The sequence below is a fragment of the Roseovarius sp. A-2 genome (assembly GCF_002072155.1).
Lineage (GTDB): Bacteria > Pseudomonadota > Alphaproteobacteria > Rhodobacterales > Rhodobacteraceae > Roseovarius.
Genome location: NZ_BDIY01000003.1, coordinates 294137 through 317139 on the forward strand (window position 1 = coordinate 294137; position 23003 = coordinate 317139).

Consider the following 23003-nt stretch of genomic DNA (forward strand, 5'->3'; position numbering starts at 1 on the left):
GGCCGGAAAGATGGGAATTCTTGATAAACACGCAGTCCTGGAAAAGAACATCACGCTTTTGGCGGTGTTTGCCTTCCTCGTGGTCAGCATCGGGGGGATTGTTCAGATCGCCCCGCTGTTCTGGCTTGAAAACACCATCGAGGATGTCGAGGGCATGCGCCCCTATTCCCCGCTGGAACTGACCGGGCGCGACATCTATGTGCGCGAGGGCTGCTATGTCTGCCATAGCCAGATGATCCGCCCGATGCGCGACGAGGTGGAGCGGTACGGGCATTACTCCTTGGCGGCGGAGTCGAAATACGACCACCCATTCCAGTGGGGGTCAAAACGCACCGGGCCGGACCTGGCCCGCGTGGGGGGGCGTTATTCGGACGAATGGCACGTCGATCACCTGCGCAACCCGCAATCCGTGGTGCCTGAATCGGTGATGCCGAAATACGGCTTCCTTGAAAACCGCATGATCGACTCCGAGCATATCGAGGACCTGCTGGGCACGCATCGCCTCGTCGGGGTGCCTTACACTGACGAGATGATCGAGAACGCCAAGGCCGATTTCAACGTGCAGGTCGATCCGTTCGGCGACATCGACGGTCTGCTCGCCCGCTATCCTAACGCGCAGGTGCGCAATTTCGACGGCCAGCCGGGGATTTCCGAGGCCGATGCGCTGATCGCCTATCTGCAGATGCTGGGCACGCTGGTTGATTTCTCGACCTTCACGCCCGTGGCAAGCCGGTAAGGAGGACAGGAGATGGAAACCTATTCGCTGCTGCGTCAATTCGCCGATAGCTGGATGTTGCTGCTGCTCTTCGCGTTCTTCATCGGGGTGGTGATCTGGGTCTTTCGACCCGGAGCCAGCAAGACCTATGAAAACCCGTCGACCATCCCCTTCCGGCACGAAGACAAACCGGCACGCGACGATGATGCCGACGCCAAGGAGGCGTAAGACATGGCCAAGAAACCAATCAAGAAACAGGACCCGGATACCACCGGCCACGAGTGGGACGGTATCCAGGAATACAACAACCCGTTGCCGCGCTGGTGGCTGTGGACTTTCTACGCCTGTATCGTCTGGGCGCTATGGTACGTGATCGCCTATCCGGCCTGGCCGCTGATCAACGAGGCGACAGCGGGCTACAAGGGTTGGTCGACACGCGCCAATATCGCCGTAGAACTGGCCGAGGCTGAGGCCGCCAATGCCGAGATCAACGCGCGGCTGGCCTCTGCTGACCTGACCGCGATCGCCGATGATGCCGAGTTGCAGGGCTATGCGACCTCTGCCGGGGCGGCGGTCTACAAGACCTGGTGCGCGCAGTGCCACGGGTCGGGGGCTGCGGGGGCCAAAGGTTATCCCAACCTGCAGGACGACGCCTGGCTCTGGGGCGGGACGATCGAGGATATCCACTACACCGTGGCGCATGGTATCCGAAACGAGGAAGACGCCGATGCGCGCTATTCCGAGATGCCTGCCTTTGGCGATATCCTCGAGCCCGCGCAGATCGAGGAAGTCGTCAACTACGTGATGTCGCTCTCGGGCGACCCGCAGGATGCCAGCCTCGTGGCGGCAGGCGAGACGGTGTTCATGGATAACTGCGCTGCCTGTCACGGCGAGCAGGCGCAGGGCGATATCTATCAGGGCGCGCCTAACCTTTCGGATGCGATCTGGCTCTATGGCGGGGATTACGAGACGGTGAAACACACTGTCGTCAACGCGCGCTACGGCGTCATGCCACCCATGGGCGGGGCCGAACTGAGCGAGGCCGAAATTCGCGCCGTCGCGCTCTATGTCCACCAGTTGGGCGGGGGCGAGTAACCCGAAAAGAATACCCCGGGCCGCAAGGCCCGGGGGATGGCACCGGTCTTTCCGTCCTGTTCGCGCGTTTCCAGGAAGGGCCGGTGCCGATTACATTGATGAACATGACGATTTGTCAAGCTTGGGCCCCTGACGGGGCCTTTGTTGTGTCGGGGTCGTGTCGGGTTCAATACCGCCGCCGTGCCACAAGATGCGCCTCAAGATCTGCGCCGCTGCGTGCGTCGAAACGTTCTGCGGGGGGCCAGTGGGCGCGGCCGTGATGACGCTGACGGGTCTCGGGGCCATGCTCGAGGCGGGTTGCGGTTCTGAAAGTATTGGCGAATATTCCAAGCATTGCGTGAGCCTTTCCTGTGCTGTCGTTCTGCGCTTAATATGGTGCAAAAGGTCGTTTCACGCGACTCTGGAAATATTTCGACTTGTTAGATATACTAACATCATGGATTGGCAAACTCTTCCTCCTCTGACCGCGCTGCGCGCCTTCGCGGCCTTGGCCGAGACCGGCGGCACGGCGGCAGCGGGCGCACGGCTGAATGTCAGTCACGCTGCCGTCAGCCAACAGGTCAAGCAGCTCGAATCGCATCTGGGCGTGGCGCTGGTGGACCGGACGGGGCGGCAATTGCGGCTGACCGCCGAGGGGCGCGATTTGGCGGACGCGCTTTCGCTGGGATTTGGGGCCATTGCGCGGGCTGTCGATACGCTGACCGGGGCGGATGCCGACCGCCCCTTGCAGGTCTCGACGACGCCGGGCTTTGCTGCGCAATGGCTGATGCCCTGCCTGAGCGCCTTTCGCGAGGCACATCCGCAGATCGACATCATGATTGACGCCACACCCAAGGTGGTCACGCTGGAGCCGGGCGGAATTGACGTTGCCCTGCGCTATGGCGCGGGGCATTGGCCGGGACTAGAGGCCGAGCTGTTGTTTTGCTCACCGCTAGTGGCTGTCGCAGCCCCCAAACTGGTAGCGGGCATGCAGATCACCAGCCCGGCCGATCTTGTGCGTCTGCCGTGGCTCCAGGAAACCGGAACCACTGAATCAAGCGATTGGTTGCGCCAACGCGGGGTGACCGAGGCGCGCGCCGCGGGGCTTGTCCAGGTGCCCGTCAATCTTTTGCTGGATGGGCTTCGCAATGGTCAGGGGGTGGCCCTGACGGTCCGCGAATGGGTCAAGCATGATATCGCGGCGGGGCGGTTGGTGCTTTTGTTTGAGGACCCGGACGAAACCGGATACTATATCGTCACACGCCCCGGTGTCTTGCGCGCCCCGGCCAAAGCCTTCGTGACGTGGTTACGGCGGCAGGCGCGGCAGACGGTCTCATGTGAATAGGTCGATTCTGGAGTCAGAATTTGATGCAGGTCAAAGCTCTTGATCCTGAGCCCTGTCAAAAGACGATCAACAAATGCAAGATATCGGAGTACCTTCGTGGCCGATTCCCAGCCAGACACCCCCCAATCCCTCTATGCCGCGCGCGAGCCGGTCTTTCCCAAGAAGGTTTACGGCAAGTTTCGTAACCTGAAATGGGTGATCATGATTGTCGCCCTTGGCATTTACTATGTAACGCCCTGGATTCGCTGGGATCGCGGGCCAAGCCTGCCGGACCAGGCGGTGTTGCTCGATCTGGCGGAGCGGCGGTTCTTCTTTTTCTGGATCGAAATCTGGCCACATGAATTCTATTTCGTGGCCGGCCTTTTGGTGATGGCCGGGCTGGGGCTGTTTCTCTTCACCTCGGCGCTTGGCCGGGTGTGGTGCGGCTATGCCTGCCCGCAAACCGTCTGGACCGATCTTTTCATCCTCGTGGAACGTTGGATCGAGGGTGACCGCAACGCCCGGCTGCGCCTGCATCGGCAGAAGAAACTGGATGTGCGCAAGGTGCGGCTGCGGCTGACCAAGTGGATCACGTGGCTGTTGATCGCGGCGGCCACCGGCGGGGCGTGGGTATTCTACTTTACCGATGCACCGACGCTGCTGGTCGATCTCTTCACCCTGAACGCGCATCCGATCGCCTATACGACGATTGCCGTCCTGACTGGCACCACGTTCTTCTTTGGCGGTTTCGCGCGTGAACAGATCTGCATCTATGCCTGCCCCTGGCCGCGCATTCAGGCCGCGATGATGGATGAGGACACGCTGACTGTGGGCTACCGCGAATGGCGGGGCGAGCCGCGCAAGAATTCCGAGGCGGTCAAGCAGGGGGCCGAGCAAGGCGATTGCATCGACTGCATGGCCTGCGTCAATGTCTGCCCGGTGGGGATCGACATCCGCGACGGGCAACAGCTGGAATGCATCACCTGTGCGCTCTGCATCGACGCCTGCGACGACATCATGGAAAAGATCGGCAAGCCGCGCGGGCTGATCGACTACATGGCCTTTACCGACGAGGTGAACGAACGTGGGGGCAAGGCACCCAAGCCGATCTGGAAGCACATTTTCCGTCCGCGCACGATATTGTATACTGCGTTGTGGTCGCTGGTGGGGGTCGGCCTTGTGGTCGCGCTGTTCATCCGCTCGGATATCGACATGACCGTCGCGCCCGTGCGCAATCCGACCTTTGTCACCCTGTCCGACGGCTCGATCCGTAACACCTATGAGGTGCGCCTTCGCAACAAGCATCATGAGGCGCGACGCTTCAACCTTGCGGTGACAGGCGATCCGGCGGTCCGGTTGCAACTCGAAGGCACGCCCTACAGCTCCATCACCGTGCCCGCCGACGAGATGCGCCTGCAACGGGTTTACCTGATCGCGCCCCCCGGGGCGGAGGCGGCGCGGGATGAGCGCACCGATGTGCGGCTCTGGATCGAGGACACGCTGAACGGCGAGCGCGCCTACAAAGACACGGTCTTCAACGGGAAGGACAACTGATGACCGAGCGTCAGATCACCGGCAAGCATGTGTTCATCGGCTTTGCCACTGCCTTTGCGATCATCATCGGGGTCAATCTGGTACTGGCCTTTTCGGCGGTGCGCACCTTTCCGGGTCTGGAGGTCAAGAATTCCTATGTCGCCAGTCAGGAGTTCAACGATCGCAAGGCCGCGCAGGAGGGGCTGGGCTGGGACGTGACGGCGGATCATCAGGGCGGCGTTCTGACCCTGGGGATCACCGATGCTGAGGGCGCGCCCGTCGAGGTCGCCCGGCTGGAGGCGACGGTGGGCCGCGCCACGCATGTTCAGGACGACCAGACCCCCGAATTCCGCTTTGACGGCAGCGCCTATGTCGCCCCCGTGACGCTCGGTGATGGCAACTGGAATATCCGCATGAAGGCGTGGGACGAGGCTGGCACGCTCTTTCAGCAGCGGGTCGTTCTGCACAAGGACTAGGGTATGACCGTTACAATGCGCCCCACGCCGTCGGCCTGTCCGGCCTGCTCCGCCGCGCCGGCGGCAGAGGCATTGGCGGTGCGCGAGTTACCCAATGCGCAGATCGCCCTGTCGCTGCCGACGATCCATTGCTCGGCCTGCATTTCCAAGATCGAGCGGGCGCTGAACGATCATCCGCAGGTTAATTCGGCGCGGGTCAACCTCACGCTCAAGCGTGCCAGCATCGACGCCGCCCCCGAGGTGACGGCAGCCGAGATGCGCGCCCTTGTCGAGGGGTTGGGATACGAGGCGCATGAGCTTGATGCGGGCACGCTCAATGCCACCGCGACCGACCGCGCGGGGCGCGACCTGTTGATGCGGCTGGCGGTGGCGGGCTTTGCCAGCATGAATGTCATGCTCTTGTCGGTCTCGGTCTGGTCTGGGGCCGAGGACGCGACGCGCGACATGTTCCACTGGATTTCGGCGGCGATCACGCTGCCCGCGATTGCCTTTTCCGGCGTGCCGTTCTTTCGCAACGCCTGGGCCGCGCTGCGCAACGCGCGGCTAAACATGGATGTGCCGATCGTTCTGGCCATCGTTCTGGCTATCGTTACCTCGCTGTGGGAGACGATGCTGTCGGGCGAGCATGCCTATTTCGACGCGGCGCTTGCGCTGACGTTCTTCCTGCTCGCCGGGCGCTATCTGGATCATCGCACCCGTGCCATTGCGCGCTCCGCCGCCGAGGAATTGACCGCGCTGGAAGTGCCGCGCGCGACGCGTGTCAGGGACGGCGTCGAACAGGTGGTGAACGTGGCCGACCTGGCGGTGGGCGATCTGATCCTCGTGCGGCCCGGCGGGCGGATGCCCGTGGATGGCGAGATCGTCAGCGGCACGTCGGAGATCGACCGCTCGCTGCTGACCGGCGAGACGCTGCCGGTCTTTGCAGGTGAGGGGCAGGCGGTCAGCGCGGGTGAGGTCAATCTCACCGGTCCGCTGATCATCCGCGCCAGTGCCGTGGGGGCGGAAACCTCGCTGCATCGGATGGCTGATCTGGTGGCCATCGCGGAATCGGGGCGCTCGCGCTACACATCTCTTGCCGACCGCGCGGCCAAGCTCTATGCGCCGGGGGTGCATATCCTGTCGGCGCTCGCCTTCGCCGGTTGGTATCTCTACACATGGGATATGCGCACGGCGCTCAATATCGCTGCCGCCGTGCTGATCATCACCTGCCCCTGTGCGCTCGGCCTCGCGGTACCTGCTGTGACCACGGCGGCCTCGGGGCGGCTATTCAGGCGGGGGATGCTGATCAAGCATGAAACCGCGCTGGAGCGGCTGGCGCAGGTCGATACTGTCGTCTTCGATAAGACCGGCACGCTCACCACCGGCACGCCGCACCTGACCAATCTCGACGCCTTGCCACGCGCGGCGGTGGAGACGGCGCTTGCGCTGGCACAGGGTTCCTCGCATCCGCTGGCGCAGGCGATCACCAAATCGGCGCGCGACGCGGGCTATGCGGCAGGGGAGGTGGCAGAGGTGACCGAGGTGCCGGGCTATGGCACCAAGGGGATGATTGCAGGCGAGCAGGTGCGGCTTGGCCGCGCAAGCTGGACCGGGGCCGAAGGGCTGGCGCAAACCGCGACCTATCTGAAAATCGGCGCGGCGGACCCGCTGGCGCTCACCTTCACCGACGCCCTGCGCCCCGGCGCGGAAGAGGCGGTACAGGCGCTCGTCGATCAGGGTAAGCGGGTAATCCTGATGTCGGGCGACACCACCCCGGCGGTGGAGGCGCTGGCGCAACGTCTGGGTATTCCGCAGTGGGTGGCCGAGGCGCTCCCGGCGGATAAATCCGCCCGTATCGAGGCGCTGCGCGCCAAGGGGGCGCATGTGCTGATGGTGGGCGACGGGCTCAACGACACGGCGGCATTGGCCGCTGCCCATGTGTCTATCTCGCCCGCCTCGGCGCTCGATGCTGCGCGGGTGGCATCGGATATCGTGCTTCTGGGCAATGATCTCTCGCCAATCGGGGCGGCCTGCGAGACGGCAAAATCCGCCACTCGCCGCATTGCCGAGAATTTCCGCATCGCCACGGTCTACAACATCGTCGCGGTGCCGTTGGCGATGGCGGGGCTGGCGACGCCGCTGATCGCGGCCTTGGCCATGTCGCTCAGTTCGATTACGGTGTCCCTGAACGCCCTGCGACTGAGGTAAGCGATGAATATCCTCACCTACCTGATCCCGATCTCGCTCATTCTGGGGGGCATTGGCCTTGTGGCCTTTGTCTACACGGTGCGCAGTAACCAGTATGACGATCCCGAGGGCGACGCGCGGCGCATCCTGAGCGACGATTACGACGACAGGCCAAAGCCCTGACGGGTAGCGGCGGGGGAGGGCCCCGCCGCGCCGTGTCAGCTGTGGATCGGCCCGTCACCGCAGGCAAGTGCGGCCTCGCGCACGGCCTCGGAATAGGTCGGGTGCGCGTGGCAGGTCAGGGCCAGATCCTCGGCGCTTGCGCCGAACTCCATCGCGACGCAGATCTCGTGGATCAGATCGCCGGCCATCGGCCCGATGATATGCGCGCCGAGGATGCGGTCGGTTTCCTTGTCGGCAAGGATCTTGACGAAACCGTCGCCTGCGAAATTCGCCTTGGCGCGGCCATTGCCCATGAAGGAGAACTTCCCGACCTTGTAGGCACGCCCTTGATCTTTCAGGTTTTCTTCGGTCTGGCCCACATTGGCGACCTCGGGGTGGGTGTAGATCACACCGGGAATGACGTTGTAGTTCACATGGCCATGCTGGCCCGCCAGCACGCAGGCGACGGCCATGCCTTCATCCTCGGCCTTGTGGGCCAACATTGGCCCTTCGATGGCGTCGCCGATGGCGTAGACGCCCTTGATATTGGTCTGCCAGTGATCGTCGGTCTTGATCTGACCGCGCTCTGTCATTTCGACGCCCAGGCTGTCGAGGCCGAGGCCATCGACATAGGGTTTGCGGCCGGTGGCGACGAGGACCACATCGGCGTCAAGCTGGTGTTCGCTATCGTCCTTGCGCAGTTTGTAGTTAACCTTGGCCTTGGTCTTGAGCGCCTCGACCGATTGGACTGCGGCGCCCATGACGAATTTAATGCCCTGTTTTTTCAGGGTTCTCTGGAAGCTCTTTTGCACCTCGCCATCCATGCCGGGGGTGATCGCGTCGAGATACTCGACCACCGTCACCTCCGAGCCCAGACGGGCATAGACCGAGCCCATTTCAAGCCCGATGACGCCTGCGCCGATCACCACCATGGTCTTGGGGACCTTGGGCAATTCCAGCGCGCCGGTGGAGGTGACGACCACCTTTTCGTCGATCTCGACACCCGGGAGGCTGGAGGATTCGGAGCCCGAGGCGATGATGATATTCTTGGCCTCATGGGTTTCGTCGCCGACCTTGACCTTGCCCACTTCGGGGATTGAGCCCCAGCCCTTGAGCCAGTCTATCTTGTTCTTCTTGAACAGAAATTCGATGCCCTTGGTGTTTTGGCCGATGACGTCATCCTTGTAGGCGAGCATCTGTTTCCAGTCGACCGAAGGCGACTTGCCCTTGAGACCCATCTTGGCAAAGTTATGTTCGGCCTCGTGCAGCATGTGGCTCGCATGCAGCAGCGCCTTGGAGGGGATGCAGCCGACATTGAGGCAGGTGCCGCCCAAGGTTTCGCGGCCCTCGACCACGGCGGTTTTCAGGCCCAGCTGGGCGCAGCGGATGGCGCAGACATAGCCGCCGGGGCCGGAGCCGATGATGATCACGTCATAGGATGCCATGGGTCAGAGTCCTTTCGGTTTTGCGCGCAGGTATCGCGTCGGTATTCTGTCGGTATCGCGTCGGTGGGGTTTGGGGGCGCTGCCCCCGTCGCGCGCGGCGCGACTCCCCCGGAATATTTTGGGCAAGATGAAGCATCAGAGGAGCGCCGCCAAGAGCATGAGCAGGGTGGCGAGGAAGCCCACGGCCCAGATCAGCGAGCGCCACGGGCGCAGGCCGAGGTAATAGGCCGGGATATAGGCCACGCGGGCTGCAAGGTAGGTATACGCGCAGGCGGCGGTGAATGGGGTGGACTGATCGGAGAGCGTGACGGTGACGCAGGCGATGGTGAAGAGGATCAGCCCCTCGAAATGATTGCTCAGCGCCCGGCCCAGACGGGCGGTGCCGTCGGACATCTGTTTCGATGGCTCGCGGTCGCGGGCGGACATGGTGTAGCCGGGGCCAAGCTCGAGATTGGCCGGGACCGCGTAGAGCAGGAATTGGATGGCCTGCAGGAGCGCGGCGAGGGTGAGGGCGGTGAGTTCGGGGGTCATTTTGATGCTCTAGCGATTTGATCAATTGTGTCGTCGAAGTCCAACCGTGCGATCTTGGACAAATGGAAAAAGAAATAGCAGATGCCAAAGCCGGAACAAACTAAAGCAATTGTAGCAATCCATTCGCCATGAGCTAAAAAAGAAATGCCGTTGCCAACCAAGAACGCAAAGAGCCCCATGCCCAAGCCATCACATATTGACGATAAACTCTTTACTTCAAAATAAAGCCTTTCCACGAAAGCATTCTCCATCAGCACTAAAACTTTTGCTCTGTTTGGATTTTGGCCTCCAACCGTTGCTTTCCTCATGGCGTCACCGATCAGAACCGCCATCAGGCCCAACGCGTAAACAAGAAATAGGGCCGTGAAACCCACAAATAGCGAATGAATTGCATGCCTTTCAGGCGCCACGTTTTCGAGCATGAATTTGGAAAAACTGTAAGAGCCGCCGTATTCTGTTCTAAACAAAATTGACAATGGGTAGATACCTGCGGATGACAAAGTACCAACTGCTAACGCCGCAAACGCATTGGGTAGCGAGCTAGCTATTTGGGCGGCACTTTGTAGCAATTCACAATTCCATTAATATTGAGCGCCTTGGGCGATGGAGCTAGTGGGTTGGCACCCACCCTACGTGCGGTGGCGTAGGGTGGGTGAAACCCACCATTCCCGTTACAGATCCATCAGCAACCGCCGGGGATCTTCGAGCGCCTCTTTGACGCGCACCAAGAACGTCACCGCGCCCTTGCCGTCGACGATGCGGTGATCGTAGCTCAATGCCAGATACATCATCGGGCGGGCCTTGATCTCGCCGTTCACGACCATGGGCCGCTGCTGGATCTTGTGCATGCCGAGGATGCCCGATTGCGGCGGGTTGAGGATGGGCGAGGACATCAGCGAGCCGTAGACGCCACCGTTGGAGATGGTGAAGGTGCCGCCCTGCATTTCGGCCATCGACAACTTGCCGTCGCGGGCGCGGGCCCCTTTCTCGGCGATGGCCTTTTCGATGGCGGCAAAGCCCATCTGGTCAGCGTCGCGAATGACCGGCACGACGAGGCCGGTCGGGGTGCCCGCCGCGATGCCCATATGGACGAAGTTCTTGTAGACGATGTCGGTGCCGTCGATCTCGGCATTGACCTCGGGCACTTCTTTCAGGGCGTGGCAGCAGGCCTTGGTGAAGAAGGACATGAAGCCGAGTTTCACGCCGTGCTTTTTGTTGAACTCGTCCTTGTATTCATTGCGCAGGGCCATCACCTCGGTCATGTCCACCTCGTTATAGGTGGTGAGCATGGCCGCCGTGTTCTGGCTGTCCTTGAGGCGGCGGGCGATGGTCTGGCGCAGCCGGGTCATCTTGACCCGTTCCTCGCGGCTCGCATCCTCGGCCGGGCTGGCCGCGCGCGGTGCCTGTGCCGGGGTCGAGGACGCTGCGGGGGCCTGCGTGGCGGCGGCGGCGGCGCGTGCCACGTCTTCCTTCATCACGCGGCCATCGCGGCCCGAGCCCTGCACCTGATCGCGGCTGACACCCTTTTCGGCCATCGCCTTTTTCGCCGAGGGGGCATCTTCGACATCCTTGCCGGAGGCGGCGGGTTTGTCGTCGCTGGCCTCATCCGACGGCTCGGGGCGCGTCTGCGGCTCGACCGTGCCGTCGGCGGAGCCGGTAAGGATGGCAAGCTTGCCACCGGCCTGCACGGTGTCGCCCTCTTGTGCGAGAATTTCGCAGAGCGTGCCGGCGGCCGGGGCGGGCACCTCGACCGAGACCTTGTCGGTTTCCAACTCGCACAGCATCTCGTCCTGCGAGACGCTGTCGCCGACCTTCTTGAACCAGGTCGAGACGGTGGCCTCGGAGACCGATTCGCCGAGCGTGGGGACCATCACGTCGGTATTGCCCTTGTCGCCATTGCTGTCCGAGGACGCCTGCGCGGTCTTGGCCTTGTCGTCCTTGGTCTCTTTCGCCGGGGCGGATTTGGCGTCGCCCACGGTGATGGTAGCGAGGAGCGCATCGACGCCCACGGTCTCGCCTTCGGCGGCGACGATCTCGCCCATGGTGCCGGCGGCGGGGCTGGGCACCTCGACGGTCACCTTGTCGGTTTCCAGCTCGCACAGCATTTCATCCGCGGCGACGGGATCGCCGGGCTTCTTGAACCATGTGGCCACGGTTGCCTCGGAGACGGATTCGCCAAGGGTGGGGACACGAACTTCGGTGCTCATCACTTATTTCCCTTCGATGGTCAGCGCGGCATCCACCAGCGCCTCTTGTTGGTCTTTGTGCTGCTTAGCCAGGCCCGTGGCGGGCGAGGCGGCGGCGGCGCGGCCGGCATATTGCGGCCGCTTGTGCTTGGCCTTGATACGCGTGAGCACCCATTCGATATTCGGCTCGATGAAGGACCACGCGCCCTGGTTCTTGGGCTCTTCCTGACACCATACCATTTCGGCCTGCTTGAAGCGCTCCAGCTCCTTGACCATGGACATGGCGGGGAACGGGTAGAACTGTTCGATCCGCATCAGGTAGACATCGGTGATGCCGCGCTTGTCGCGTTCCTCGAGCAGGTCGTAATAGACCTTGCCGGAGCACATCACGACGCGCTTGATCTGCTTGTCGGGGGCAAGCTCGGTGTCGGAATTGCCATATTGCGCATCGTCCCACAGTACCCGGTGGAAGGAGGAGCCGGTGGTAAATTCCTCGGTCTTCGATACCGCCATCTTGTGCCGCAAGAGCGATTTCGGCGTCATCAGGATGAGTGGCTTGCGGAAGGTGCGGTGCAGCTGGCGGCGCAGGATGTGGAAATAGTTGGCGGGCGTGGTGCAATTGGCCACGATCCAGTTGTCGCCGCCGCACATCGTGAGGAACCGTTCCAGACGCGCGGAGGAGTGTTCCGGGCCCTGCCCCTCGTAGCCATGCGGCAGAAGGCAGACGAGGCCGGACATGCGCAGCCATTTCGACTCACCAGAGGAGATGAACTGATCAAACATGATCTGCGCGCCGTTGGCGAAATCGCCGAACTGCGCCTCCCACAGGGTGAGGGCGTTGGGCTCTGCGAGGCTGAAGCCATACTCAAAGCCCAGCACGGCGTATTCCGAGAGCATCGAGTCGATGGCCTCGTATTGCGCCTGCCCCTCGCGGATATGGTTGAGCGGGTAGTAGCGCCCCTCGTCATCCTGATTGATCAGGGCGGAATGGCGTTGGCTGAAGGTGCCGCGCGTGCTGTCCTGCCCCGAGAGACGCACCGGGTAGCCTTCGGTGAGCAGCGAGCCGAAGGCAATGGCCTCGGCGGTGGCCCAGTCGAAGCCGGTCCCGGATTTGAACATCTCGGCCTTGGTGTCGAGCAGGCGCGAGACGGTCTTGTGCAGGGTGAAGTTTTCGGGGGCGGTGGTCAGCGCCCGGCCAATGTCATCGAAGGTTTCGGGTTTGATCGCGGTTTCGCCGCGCTGGTAATCCTCGTCCTTGCGATCGAGATGGGACCATTTGCCATCCAGCCAGTCGGCCTTGTTGGGGCGGTAGTCCTTGCCTGCCTCGAACTCGTCGGCGAGATGCGACTGGAACGCCGCCTTCATGTCCTCGATCTCGCCCTCGGGGATGAGACCGTCCTTGACCAGCCGTTCGGTATAGAGGGCGAGGGTGGTCTTCTGCTGCTTGATCTTCTTGTACATCAGGGGGTTGGTGAACATCGGCTCGTCCCCCTCGTTATGGCCGAAGCGGCGGTAGCAGATGATGTCGATCACCACGTCCTTGTGGAACTTCTGGCGGAACTCGGTGGCGACCTTGGCGGCATGCACCACGGCCTCGGGGTCGTCGCCGTTGACGTGGAAAATGGGCGCCTCGACCATCAGCGCGATGTCGGTCGGATAGGGTGAGGAGCGGCTGAAATGCGGCGCGGTGGTAAACCCGATCTGGTTGTTGACCACGATATGCATGGTGCCGCCGGTCTTGTGCCCCTTGAGGCCCGAGAGGCCAAAGCCCTCGGCCACCACGCCCTGCCCGGCAAAGGCCGCGTCGCCATGCAGAAGGATGCCCATGACCTTCATGCGCTCGGTATCGCCCAACTGATCCTGCTTGGCGCGGACCTTGCCCAGAACGACGGGGTTCACGGCCTCGAGGTGGCTGGGGTTCGCGGTGAGCGACAGGTGCACCTTGTTGCCGTCAAACTCGCGGTCGTGGCTGGCGCCGAGGTGGTATTTCACGTCGCCAGAGCCGTCGACCTCGTCGGGCTTGAAGCTGCCGCCCTGAAACTCGTTGAAAATGGCGCGGTAGGGCTTGCCCATCACGTTGGCCAGCACCGACAGGCGGCCCCGGTGGGGCATGCCGATCACGATCTCCTCGATCCCGAGATTGCCGCCGCGCTTGATGATCTGCTCCATCGCCGGAATGAGGCTTTCGCCGCCATCCAGGCCAAAGCGCTTGGTGCCCATGTATTTCACATGCAGGTATTTCTCGAAACCCTCGGCCTCGACCAGCTTGTTCAGGATCGCCTTGCGCCCGTTGCGGGTAAAGCTGATTTCCTTGTCATAACCCTCGATCCGCTCCTTGAGCCACGACGATTGCTCGGGGTCGGAGATATGCATGTATTGCAGCGCGAAAGTGCCGCAATAGGTACGTTTGACGATGGCGAGGATCTCGCGCAGGCTCGCGACCTGAAGACCCAGCACATTGTCGATGAAAATGGGCCGGTCCATGTCGGACTCGGTGAAGCCATAGGATTTCGGGTCAAGCTCGGGGCGGTGGCCGTGATCGCGCAGGCCGAGCGGGTCAAGCTCTGCGATCAGGTGGCCCCGGATGCGGTAGGCGCGAATGAGCATCAGCGCGCGCACGGAATCGAGCACGGCACGCTGGATCGCCTCGTCGGTGACCTCGACGCCCTTCTCAGATGCCTTGGCGGCGATCTTCTTGCCTGCGTCCTTGAGCTCCGCCTCGGCGGGCCATTCGCCGGTCAGCGCGGCAGTGAGGTCATCCGAGGGCATCGGCGGCCAGTCGGCGCGCGCCCAGGAGGGGCCGGCGGCCTCGGCCTTCACGTTGTCATCGCCATCGCCAAGCGCGTCGAAAAAGCCGCGCCATGCGTCGTCCACGGCATTCGGATCGCTGGCATAGCGGGCGTAAAGCTGCTCGAGATACTCGGCATTGTGCCCCTGCATGAAGGAGGAGGCATGGAACTGGTCGTTGGGGGATTGGTCGGTCATGTTGGGACCTCGTTAGGGTTGGGATCGGGTTTTGAGGGGGATATCAGAACCAATAGGCTGGCCAGCAGGCCGATGGTCAAAATGCACATTCCGGTCACCATAGGCCACACCGTCGGGTTGCCACCCGAGGGGGCGATGCCAACAATCACGATACCCAAGCCGATCAAGACTGCGGCGATGCCAGATCCAATCCATATGGGATCATAACCGCCATCACGAGATTGTCGCGCGCTGGCGTTCAGAAGGGGGATAAGAAACACAAGGAAGACAAGGAAAGACCCTGCCCATTGCCCTGCTTTCAAGGCGACCACGCCGTTCAACGGTGCCCACCACCAGAATTCGGAGCGCGACGCACGCCCACGAAAAGTGAATGCCTGTTTAAGACTTGCTCGGACTGCTTGCGTCGCCCCCATCACAGGCCTCCCGCCCGGCGCTCATGCCGGACAGCCCCCGACCGCCCCCACGGGCGGGGGCTGCTCCCCCACCCGCGGTCGGGGGCTGCCCTCAGCGCTTGTGGACAAGGGTTCGGCATTGTCAGCCGATTGCCTTGAGCACGGCCTCGCCAAGGCCCGCGGGGCTGTCGGCGACGGTGATGCCGGCGGATTTCATTGCCTCGATCTTGTCGTCGGCGCCGCCCTTGCCGCCTGCCACGATGGCGCCCGCGTGGCCCATGCGGCGGCCCGGGGGGGCGGTGCGTCCGGCGATGAAGCCTGCCGTGGGCTTCCAGCGGCCGCGCTTTTTCTCGTCGGCGAGGAACTGTGCGGCGTCTTCTTCCGCCGAGCCGCCGATCTCGCCGATCATGATGATGCTCTCGGTTTCGTCATCGGCGAGGAACCATTCCAGCACGTCGATATGCTCGGTGCCCTTGATCGGGTCGCCGCCGATGCCGACGCAGGTCGATTGGCCCAGGCCCACATCCGAGGTCTGTTTCACCGCCTCGTAGGTCAGCGTGCCCGAGCGCGAGACGACGCCGCAGGAGCCGCGCTTGTGGATATGGCCGGGCATGATGCCGATCTTGCAGGCATCCGGCGTGATGATGCCGGGGCAGTTCGGGCCGATCAGCTTGGAGGTGGAGCCCTCGAGCGCACGCTTGACGCGCATCATGTCAAGCACCGGGATGCCTTCGGTGATGCAGATGATGAGCTCCATCCCGGCGTCGATCGCCTCGAGGATGCTGTCGGCGGCGAAGGGCGGCGGCACATAGATGACGCTCGCGTTGGCCTCGGTCACATGTTTCGCCTCATGCACCGAGTTGAAGACCGGCAGGTCGAGATGTGTGGTGCCGCCCTTGCCCGGCGTCACGCCGCCGACCATCTTGGTGCCATAGGCGATGGCCTGTTCAGAGTGGAATGTGCCCTGCGAGCCGGTGAGGCCCTGACAGATCACTTTTGTATTTTCGTCTACGAGGACTGCCATCTTGGCGTTCTCCTTACTGAATTCGTGGGGAAGGTGGGTTGGCACCCACCCTACGATTAGCCCTTGACCGCCTTGACGATCTTCTCGGCCCCGTCCTTGAGGTCGTCGGCGGCGATCACGTCGAGGCCGGAGGTGTTGATGATCTCCTTGCCCTTCTCGACGTTGGTGCCTTCCAGACGGACCACCAGCGGCACCTTGAGGCCGACCTCCTTGACCGCGGCCACCACGCCCTCGGCGATCACATCGCAGCGCATGATGCCGCCGAAGATGTTGACCAGGATGCCTTTGACCTGCGGGTCGGAGGTGATGATCTTGAACGCCTCGGTGACCTTTTCCTTGGTCGCGCCACCGCCCACATCGAGGAAGTTGGCAGGCTCGGCGCCGTAAAGCTTGATGATGTCCATGGTCGCCATCGCCAGACCCGCGCCATTGACCATGCAGCCGATTTCGCCATCCAGCGCGATATAGTTGAGGTCGTATTTCGACGCCTCGAGCTCCTTGGGGTCTTCTTCGGTGGTGTCGCGCAGCTCGGCGATATCCGAGTGGCGATAGATCGCGTTGCCGTCAAAGCTCACCTTGGCATCAAGCACCTTGAGATCGCCCTTGTCGGTCACGATCAGCGGGTTGATTTCCAGCATCTCCATGTCTTTTTCGACAAAGGCCTTGTAAAGCGTGCCCATCAGGGCGACGCATTGCTTGACCTGCGCGCCGCTCAGGCCAAGGTTAAAGGCGATGCGACGGCCGTGAAACGCCTGATAGCCGGTGGCGGGGTCGACGCTGAAGCTGAGGATCTTTTCCGGCGTCGCCTCAGCGACATCCTCGATATCCATGCCGCCCTCGGTGGAGGCGACGAAGCTGACGCGGGAGGTGACCCGGTCCACCAGCAACGCGAGATACATCTCGGTCTCAATCCCCGAGCCGTCCTCAATATATATCCGGTTGACCTGCTTGCCGGCCGCGCCGGTCTGCTTGGTCACCAGTGTGCGGCCCAGCATGCGCTTGGCTTCTTCGGCGGCTTCTTCGACGGATTTGGCAAGGCGTACACCGCCCGCTTCGCCGGCGCCGGCCTCTTTGAATTTACCCTTGCCGCGCCCGCCCGCGTGGATCTGGGCTTTGACCACCCAAAGCGGGCCGTCAAGGGCGCTGGCGGCGGTTTTGGCTTCTTCGGCGCGCAGAACCACGCGCCCGTCCGACACCGGGGCGCCGTAAGAGCGAAGCAAAGCCTTCGCCTGATACTCATGGATATTCATGAAACTGTCCCGTTTTGCTGCGATCAGGACAGGTATAGACATAGAATCACGGCAGCCTTAAACGCTTTTTTGCGGTTTAGGGCCAATTCGGGGAAAATTCGGTGATTTGTGATCACACGGGTAAATCGTGTGATCACAAACGGGATTGCATAATAAATTATCGGTCTGAAAAGAATCGGGGCTGGATCTTGTCCAGCCCCGAACCATTTATTTACGCTGGCAATCAGGCGAGCGAGCTATCGATTTCCTTGCAGGCCGCGACGAGGCCTTTGACCGCGTCGACGGATTTGTCGAACATCTCCTGCTCGTCCTTGTTGAGCGAGATGTTGACGATGCGCTCGATGCCGCCTGCGCCGATCACGGTGGGCACGCCCACATACATGCCCTTCACGCCCAGTTCGCCATCACAATAGGCGGCGCAGGGCAGCACGCGTTTTTGATCCTTGAGATAGGCCTCTGCCATTTCGATGGCCGAGGTGGCGGGGGCGTAGAAGGCAGAGCCGGTCTTGAGCAGGCCGACGATCTCGGCGCCGCCGTCACGGGTGCGTTGCAGGATCGCATCGAGTTTTTCCTGCGTGGTCCAGCCCATCTTGATCAGGTCCGGGAGCGGGATGCCCGCCACGGTGGAGTAGCGCACGCAGGGCACCATCGTGTCGCCATGCCCGCCCAGAACGAAGGCGCTGACATCCTTCATCGAGACGTTGAATTCCAGGCTGAGGAAGTGGCGGAAGCGGGCAGAGTCGAGCACACCGGCCATGCCGCAGACCTTGTTCGCGGGAAGCCCTGAGAATTTCTGCAGCGCCCAGACCATCGCGTCGAGCGGGTTGGTGATGCAGATCACAAGGGCGTCGGGTGCGTTGGCGGCGATGCCTTCGCCCACCGATTTCATGACCTTGAGGTTGATGCCCAGAAGGTCATCGCGGCTCATGCCCGGCTTGCGCGGGACACCGGCGGTGACGATGCAGACATCCGCGCCCGCGATATCCTCGTAGGATTGCGTGCCCTTGAGGGCCGCGTCGAAGCCTTCGGCAGGGCCGGATTCCGCGATGTCGAGCGCCTTGCCCTCGGGGGTGCCTTCGGCAATGTCGAACAGCACGATATCGCCCAGTTCCTTGAGCGCGGCGAGATGGGCGAGGGTGCCGCCGATCTGTCCGGCGCCGATCAGCGCAATCTTGGGTCTGGCCATTGGATAGTCTCCATCGGTTGAAAAGTTGCGCTTGGGCCTAGTCGGATTTTCGGCTTCATGCAAGGGTGCTGCGCCGCGGCAAATGCAGGCCGGGGACTGTTGCATGCCGGGGCATGCCGGTAAAGTGCAGAAAATGACTGGATTTAGAGGGGCCGCACATGGGCTGGGACGTGTTTGCAATCGGGGTGCTGGCGGCGCTGTTTGCGGGGGTGTCGAAGGGGGGATTCGGCTCTGGCGCGGCCTTTGCGGGGGCGGCGATTCTCGCGCTGTTCGTGGAGCCGGGCATGGCCCTTGGCATCATGCTGCCGCTGTTGATGCTGATCGACGTGGCCACCCTGCGGCCCTATTGGCGGCAATGGGGCCGCGAGGAGGCATGGTTTCTGGTTCTCGGGGGGCTGCCGGGCGTGGCGCTTGGCGTGGTGTTCTACCGGGTGGCGGATGCGGATCTGTTGCGCCTGCTGATCGGGGCGATCGCGATCGGATTCGTGGCCTGGCAGATGCTCGTGCGGGGCGGCGTGATCCGGGGGCCGCGCCGGGCGCTGCCCGGATGGGCGGGGATGCTGGCGGGGATGGTCGCGGGATTCACCAGTTTCGTGAGCCATGCGGGCGGGCCGCCCGCCGCCGTCTACCTGCTGTCGCGCGGCACCGACAAGACGCGCTATCAGGCGACCACGGTGATCGCGTTCTTCGTGGTGAATATTGCCAAGGCGGGGCCCTATGCGGTGCTGGGTCTGTTTAGCGCGCAGACCCTGCTGATTGATCTGGCGCTGGCACCCTTTGCGCTATTGGGCGCGTGGATCGGGGTGCGTGCGCACCGGGTTTTGCCGGAGCGCGCGTTTTTCGGTATCACCTATGTGTTGCTGGCAGTGACCGGGGCCAAGCTCATCTTCGATGGGCTGTGACGCGCTCGGGCGTCGCTGCCGGGTTTGGGAAGGTGATCGGCCATCGCCTCGAACGCCTGACCGCTGGCGATGAGGCAGGTCAGCCCGTCGGGTGACGTTACCGTGATCGTCCAGCTGCCAGAGGTTTGCGAGGCGAACACCTCCATCACCGCGCCCTGCCCACCTAGGCCCATGGACTGCCGGGTCTCACCGTAAGCATTGGCAAGACGGTCCACCACAACATCGCGCGGCGCGCAGGTGCCGGGTTGCGCCTGCGCGCCACCCGCGATCAGGGCAAGTGCAAATGCTGGGACCAGTCGTTTCCGCATCGTCTCATCCTTTCTCCGATCTGTCCCTGCCGTCTTCTGGCGAGCATGGCAAAGGAGAGGTGAACAACCGGTTAATGTGCCGCGACGGGGGCGGATGCTGCATCGCGGCAGAAAGGGGCTTGAACTTTTACGTTCAAAAATGCCATTCCTGCGCAAGATTGTTGCATGCAGCAAATTACCAGAGAGGGCAGACCCATGGACAGCAACGCGCATCCCTACCGTTCGGTGCTATATATTCCCGGCTCCAAGGAGCGGGCGCTGGAGAAGGCGCGCGATCTGCCGACCGATGCGATCATCTTTGACCTGGAGGATGCCGTCGCCCCCGATGCCAAGGCTGAGGCGCGCGCCACGCTGGTCGAGGCCCTGCGGCAGGGCGGTTATGGCAAGCGCTTCAAGGTCGTGCGGATCAACGCGCTGACCACCGAATGGGGGCTGGAGGATGCCCGCGCCCTGCGCGATGCGGGGGCCGATGCAATCCTGCTGCCCAAGGTCAACACCCCCTCGGATGTCGACAATCTCTCGGAAGTGATCGGCACCGACCTGCCGGTCTGGACGATGATGGAGACCCCGGGCTGTGTGTTCAACGCGCGCGAGATCGCGGCGCACCGGCAGGTGACGGGGCTGGTCGCGGGCACCAATGACCTGATCAAGGATCTGGGCTGTCGGGTGCGCGCCGACCGGATGCCGTTGATGACGGCGTTGCAAATGATCGTGATGGCGGCGCGCGCGGCGCGGATCGTGGCGGTGGACGGTGTCTATAACCGGTTCCGCGATGGTGACGGGCTCAAGGCCGAATGCGAACAGGGGCGTGATCTGGGCTTTGACGGCAAGACGTTGATTCACCCCGCGCAAATCGAGATCACCAACACCGCATTCGCCCCCAACAATTCCGAGTTAGAGCTAGCCGAACGCCAGATCGCCGCCTATGAAGAAAGCCGGGCCTCGGGGCAGGGGATCGCGGTGGTCGACGGGCAGATCGTGGAGAATCTGCATGCCGTCGCCGCACAGCGCACCCTTGACCGCGCGCAGGCGATACGGGACATGGCAGCGGAGTAGCAACCAATGACGTACCTTATCCTCGGGCTGATCCTGTGGGTCGCGGCACATCTCTTTAAACGGGTGGCCCCCGATCTGCGGGTGCGCATGGGGAATGCGGGCAAGGGGCTGGCGGCGGTGGGCATTCTGGCCGGTCTGATCCTGATGATCTATGGCTACCGGCAGGCGGAGGTCTTCAATGTCTGGTTCCCGCCCGCCTGGACGGTGCATCTCAACAACCTGATGATGCTGGCCGCCGTGTTCGTGTACGGTATGAGTGCAACCAAGGGGCGGCTGCGCGGGGCGATGCGGCATCCGCAGTTGACCGCCGTCAAGATCTGGGCGGTGGCGCATTTGCTGGTCAATGGCGATCTGGCCTCTCTGGTGCTGTTCGGCGGGCTGCTGGCCTGGGCGGTGCTGGAGGTGGTGGTGATCAACCTCTCGGAGGACTGGGAGCGTCCGCAGCCGGGCGAGGCAAAAAAGGATGTGCTGCTCGTGGTCATCACGGTGGTGATGTTCCTTGTCATCACCTTCATTCACAACTGGCTGGGCGTCTGGCCGTTCCCGGGGTAAGCCTATGAAACTCTATCGTTTTCTCTCTGCCGACGATACGTCGGAGTTTTGTCACAAGGTGACGGCGGCACTGAATGCGGGTTGGGAGCTTTACGGCCATCCGACCTATGCCTTTGACGCGGCCAATGGCGTGATGCGCTGCGGGCAAGCCGTGGTGAAGGAGAAAGAGGGCGACTATGCGCCCGGAATAAAACTGGGAGAGCAGTGACGATGAAGACCAATCCGGGCCGGTTTTTCGAGGATTATACCCTCGGTGAGGTGATCCGTCACGCGGTGCCGCGCAGCGTGTCAGGGGGTGAACGGGCGCTTTATCATGCGCTTTATCCGGCGCGGCATGCGCTCTATTCCTCGAACGAGTTTGCCCGTGCGAGCGGCCTGCCCGACAGTCCGATCGACGACATGGCGGCGTTTCACATCGTGTTCGGCAAGTCGGTGCCGGATATCTCGCTCAATGCCGTGGCCAATCTGGGCTATGCCGAGGCACGCTGGCTGCGCCCGGTCTATCCCGGCGACACGCTGCGCGCCCAATCCGAGGTGATCGGGCTCAAGCAGAATTCATCCGGCAAGACCGGGGTGGTCTATGTGCGCACCACGGGGGTCAACCAGCACGATTTGCCGGTTATGGAATTCGTGCGCTGGGTGATGGTGCGCAAGAACAATCTCGATGCGCCCGCGCCCGAGGCGGTGGTGCCTCAGACGGCGGCGGTGGTGAACCCGAGCGATCTGGTCATCCCGGCGGGGCTCGATTTCAGCCATTACGATTTCGGGCTGGCAGGCGAGCCGCACCGGGTGGGCGATTACGAGGTGGGCGAGCGGATCGACCACGTGGACGGCGTGACCATCGAGGAAGCCGAGCACATGATGGCGACGAGACTGTGGCAGAACACCTCGAAGACGCATTTCGATGCTACCCCGCGCGCCGATGGCAAGCGGCTGATTTATGGCGGGCACGTGATCTCGATGGCGCGGGCGCTGTCGTTCAACGGGCTGGCCAATGCGCAGATGATCGCCGCGATCAATGCGGGCAGCCACGCCAACCCCTGTTTTGCCGGTGACACCGTGCGCGCCTGGTCCGAGGTGCTGGACCGCGCCGAGGTGGATGCGCCGGGGGTGGGCGCGCTGCGCCTGCGGCTGGTGGCGACCAAGGGCGGCGATCCCTTCACGCTCAAGGGCGAGGACGGCAAATACCTGCCGGATGTGCTGCTCGATCTGGATTACTGGGTGCTGATGCCGGTCTGAGCGGTCAGAACCGACGCAGGATGTCCTGCAATTCCGGTTCCTCGACCAGCTTGGCGGCCTTCTTGGGGCGCAGCCAGAGGCGCTCGCGCTCCTCGACCTCGGGAAAGCGGTCGGACAGGTCGCGCTTGCGTACCCGCAACTTGTAGACCAGTGCGATCAGCGGGCGGCTCGTGCCGTTATCCAACCGCTTGTCGTAGGAAAACGTGCCCACCAGCTTGGCCTTGCTGGCGGTGCCGCGCACCCCGGCCTCTTCCCAGGCTTCCTGCAATGCGGATTCGGCGGCGTTCAGCCCGTCGATGGGCCAGCCCTTGGGTACAATCCAGCGGCCAGTATCGCGGCTGGTGACCAGCAGCACCTTTTTCCTGCCCTTGACCTTGCGCCAGCACAGCGCCGCCACCTGCATGTCAGGCGGGTAAGGCGGGCGCACCGCGACGGCGGACGCATCAAAGGCAAATCTGCGGGTCATGTCGTGGTCCTGCTCGACCATATTGTTCTAA

The 23003-nt window shown here is 62.8% G+C and carries 24 protein-coding genes; 13 read left to right on the plus strand and 11 right to left on the minus strand.

The window, feature by feature from the left end:
* The first annotated feature begins 10 nt into the window (after positions 1-10).
* The 8 genes from ccoO (at position 11) to ccoS (ending at position 7471) form a co-directional block, all read left to right on the plus strand.
* The gene (gene ccoO / locus BHD06_RS06765) at positions 11-736 is read left to right on the plus strand and encodes a cytochrome-c oxidase, cbb3-type subunit II (protein ID WP_080456223.1); all 726 of its coding nucleotides are present in this window, start codon (positions 11-13) and stop codon (positions 734-736) included.
* Positions 737-748: 12 nt separating this feature from the next.
* Positions 749-943, plus strand: coding sequence for a cbb3-type cytochrome c oxidase subunit 3 (locus tag BHD06_RS06770; RefSeq protein WP_080456224.1), 195 nt, complete (start codon positions 749-751; stop codon positions 941-943).
* A gap of 3 nt (positions 944-946) precedes the next feature.
* Entirely contained in the window at positions 947-1810 is an 864-nt protein-coding gene (ccoP, locus tag BHD06_RS06775; protein ID WP_080456225.1) for a cytochrome-c oxidase, cbb3-type subunit III, read from the plus strand.
* Between the two features lie 436 nt (positions 1811-2246).
* The gene (locus tag BHD06_RS06780) at positions 2247-3134 is read left to right on the plus strand and encodes a LysR family transcriptional regulator (RefSeq protein ID WP_080456226.1); all 888 of its coding nucleotides are present in this window, start codon (positions 2247-2249) and stop codon (positions 3132-3134) included.
* Positions 3135-3230: 96 nt separating this feature from the next.
* Positions 3231-4667 carry a cytochrome c oxidase accessory protein CcoG gene (gene ccoG, locus BHD06_RS06785; protein WP_080456227.1) on the plus strand — a complete coding sequence of 479 codons (1437 nt, stop codon included), beginning with the start codon at positions 3231-3233 and terminating at the stop codon, positions 4665-4667.
* Positions 4667-5122, plus strand: coding sequence for a FixH family protein (locus BHD06_RS06790; protein ID WP_176214298.1), 456 nt, complete (start codon positions 4667-4669; stop codon positions 5120-5122). The genes ccoG and BHD06_RS06790 overlap by 1 nt, the downstream gene beginning before the upstream one ends.
* A 3-nt stretch (positions 5123-5125) precedes the next feature.
* Positions 5126-7309, plus strand: a complete 2184-nt coding sequence (locus tag BHD06_RS06795; protein ID WP_080456229.1) for a heavy metal translocating P-type ATPase — start codon at positions 5126-5128, stop codon at positions 7307-7309.
* Positions 7310-7312: 3 nt separating this feature from the next.
* Positions 7313-7471 (plus strand): cbb3-type cytochrome oxidase assembly protein CcoS, encoded by a 159-nt coding sequence (gene ccoS, locus BHD06_RS06800; RefSeq protein ID WP_080456230.1) that lies wholly within the window; start codon positions 7313-7315, stop codon positions 7469-7471.
* 35 nt (positions 7472-7506) lie between these two features.
* Here the strand turns inward: ccoS and lpdA are convergent, their stop codons facing one another.
* The 9 genes from lpdA to mdh all read right to left on the minus strand — a co-directional run bounded on the left by lpdA (position 7507) and on the right by mdh (position 18449).
* On the minus strand, positions 7507-8895 hold the full coding sequence (lpdA, locus tag BHD06_RS06805) for a dihydrolipoyl dehydrogenase (protein ID WP_080456231.1): 1389 nt from the start codon (positions 8893-8895) through the stop codon (positions 7507-7509).
* Between the two features lie 135 nt (positions 8896-9030).
* Positions 9031-9426, minus strand: a complete 396-nt coding sequence (locus BHD06_RS06810; RefSeq protein ID WP_080456232.1) for an MAPEG family protein — start codon at positions 9424-9426, stop codon at positions 9031-9033.
* Positions 9423-9995, minus strand: a complete 573-nt coding sequence (locus BHD06_RS06815) for a hypothetical protein (RefSeq protein WP_139784653.1) — start codon at positions 9993-9995, stop codon at positions 9423-9425. Before BHD06_RS06815 ends, BHD06_RS06810 begins: the two co-directional genes overlap by 4 nt.
* A gap of 102 nt (positions 9996-10097) precedes the next feature.
* On the minus strand, positions 10098-11633 hold the full coding sequence (gene odhB, locus BHD06_RS06820) for a 2-oxoglutarate dehydrogenase complex dihydrolipoyllysine-residue succinyltransferase (RefSeq protein ID WP_080456234.1): 1536 nt from the start codon (positions 11631-11633) through the stop codon (positions 10098-10100).
* Between the two features lie 3 nt (positions 11634-11636).
* Complete coding sequence (locus tag BHD06_RS06825; protein WP_080456235.1) at positions 11637-14597, minus strand: 2-oxoglutarate dehydrogenase E1 component; 2961 nt, start codon at positions 14595-14597, stop codon at positions 11637-11639.
* Positions 14594-15010, minus strand: a complete 417-nt coding sequence (locus BHD06_RS06830; protein WP_080456236.1) for a DUF805 domain-containing protein — start codon at positions 15008-15010, stop codon at positions 14594-14596. Before BHD06_RS06830 ends, BHD06_RS06825 begins: the two co-directional genes overlap by 4 nt.
* A gap of 121 nt (positions 15011-15131) precedes the next feature.
* Positions 15132-16013 carry a succinate--CoA ligase subunit alpha gene (gene sucD / locus BHD06_RS06835; protein ID WP_080455393.1) on the minus strand — a complete coding sequence of 294 codons (882 nt, stop codon included), beginning with the start codon at positions 16011-16013 and terminating at the stop codon, positions 15132-15134.
* 56 nt (positions 16014-16069) lie between these two features.
* Positions 16070-17263: an ADP-forming succinate--CoA ligase subunit beta gene (gene sucC / locus BHD06_RS06840; protein ID WP_080456237.1), complete on the minus strand. Its 1194-nt coding sequence runs from the start codon at positions 17261-17263 to the stop codon at positions 16070-16072.
* Positions 17264-17486: 223 nt separating this feature from the next.
* A complete protein-coding gene (mdh, locus tag BHD06_RS06845; protein WP_080456238.1) occupies positions 17487-18449 on the minus strand; it encodes a malate dehydrogenase in 963 nt (320 codons plus the stop codon).
* 158 nt (positions 18450-18607) lie between these two features.
* Here mdh and BHD06_RS06850 point away from each other — a divergent pair, with 158 nt between their 5' ends.
* Positions 18608-19351, plus strand: coding sequence for a sulfite exporter TauE/SafE family protein (locus tag BHD06_RS06850; RefSeq protein WP_080456239.1), 744 nt, complete (start codon positions 18608-18610; stop codon positions 19349-19351).
* Here the strand turns inward: BHD06_RS06850 and BHD06_RS06855 are convergent.
* Entirely contained in the window at positions 19300-19659 is a 360-nt protein-coding gene (locus BHD06_RS06855) for a hypothetical protein (RefSeq protein WP_080456240.1), read from the minus strand. The two genes, BHD06_RS06850 and BHD06_RS06855, sit on opposite strands and share 52 nt — an antisense overlap.
* 195 nt (positions 19660-19854) lie before the next feature.
* Between BHD06_RS06855 and BHD06_RS06860 the strand changes: the two genes are divergently transcribed.
* The 4 genes from BHD06_RS06860 to BHD06_RS06875 are packed head-to-tail and all read left to right on the plus strand — an operon-like array spanning position 19855 to position 22506.
* Positions 19855-20715 carry a CoA ester lyase gene (locus BHD06_RS06860; RefSeq protein ID WP_080456241.1) on the plus strand — a complete coding sequence of 287 codons (861 nt, stop codon included), beginning with the start codon at positions 19855-19857 and terminating at the stop codon, positions 20713-20715.
* Between the two features lie 6 nt (positions 20716-20721).
* On the plus strand, positions 20722-21267 hold the full coding sequence (locus tag BHD06_RS06865; RefSeq protein WP_080456242.1) for an NnrU family protein: 546 nt from the start codon (positions 20722-20724) through the stop codon (positions 21265-21267).
* Between the two features lie 4 nt (positions 21268-21271).
* Complete coding sequence (locus tag BHD06_RS06870) at positions 21272-21475, plus strand: DUF1737 domain-containing protein (RefSeq protein WP_080456243.1); 204 nt, start codon at positions 21272-21274, stop codon at positions 21473-21475.
* A gap of 2 nt (positions 21476-21477) precedes the next feature.
* Positions 21478-22506: a MaoC family dehydratase gene (locus BHD06_RS06875; protein WP_080456244.1), complete on the plus strand. Its 1029-nt coding sequence runs from the start codon at positions 21478-21480 to the stop codon at positions 22504-22506.
* A gap of 4 nt (positions 22507-22510) precedes the next feature.
* On the opposite strand, the gene BHD06_RS06880 is transcribed toward BHD06_RS06875, so the two are convergent.
* Positions 22511-22972 carry an NUDIX hydrolase gene (locus BHD06_RS06880; RefSeq protein WP_080456322.1) on the minus strand — a complete coding sequence of 154 codons (462 nt, stop codon included), beginning with the start codon at positions 22970-22972 and terminating at the stop codon, positions 22511-22513.
* Positions 22973-23003: the final 31 nt, after the last annotated feature.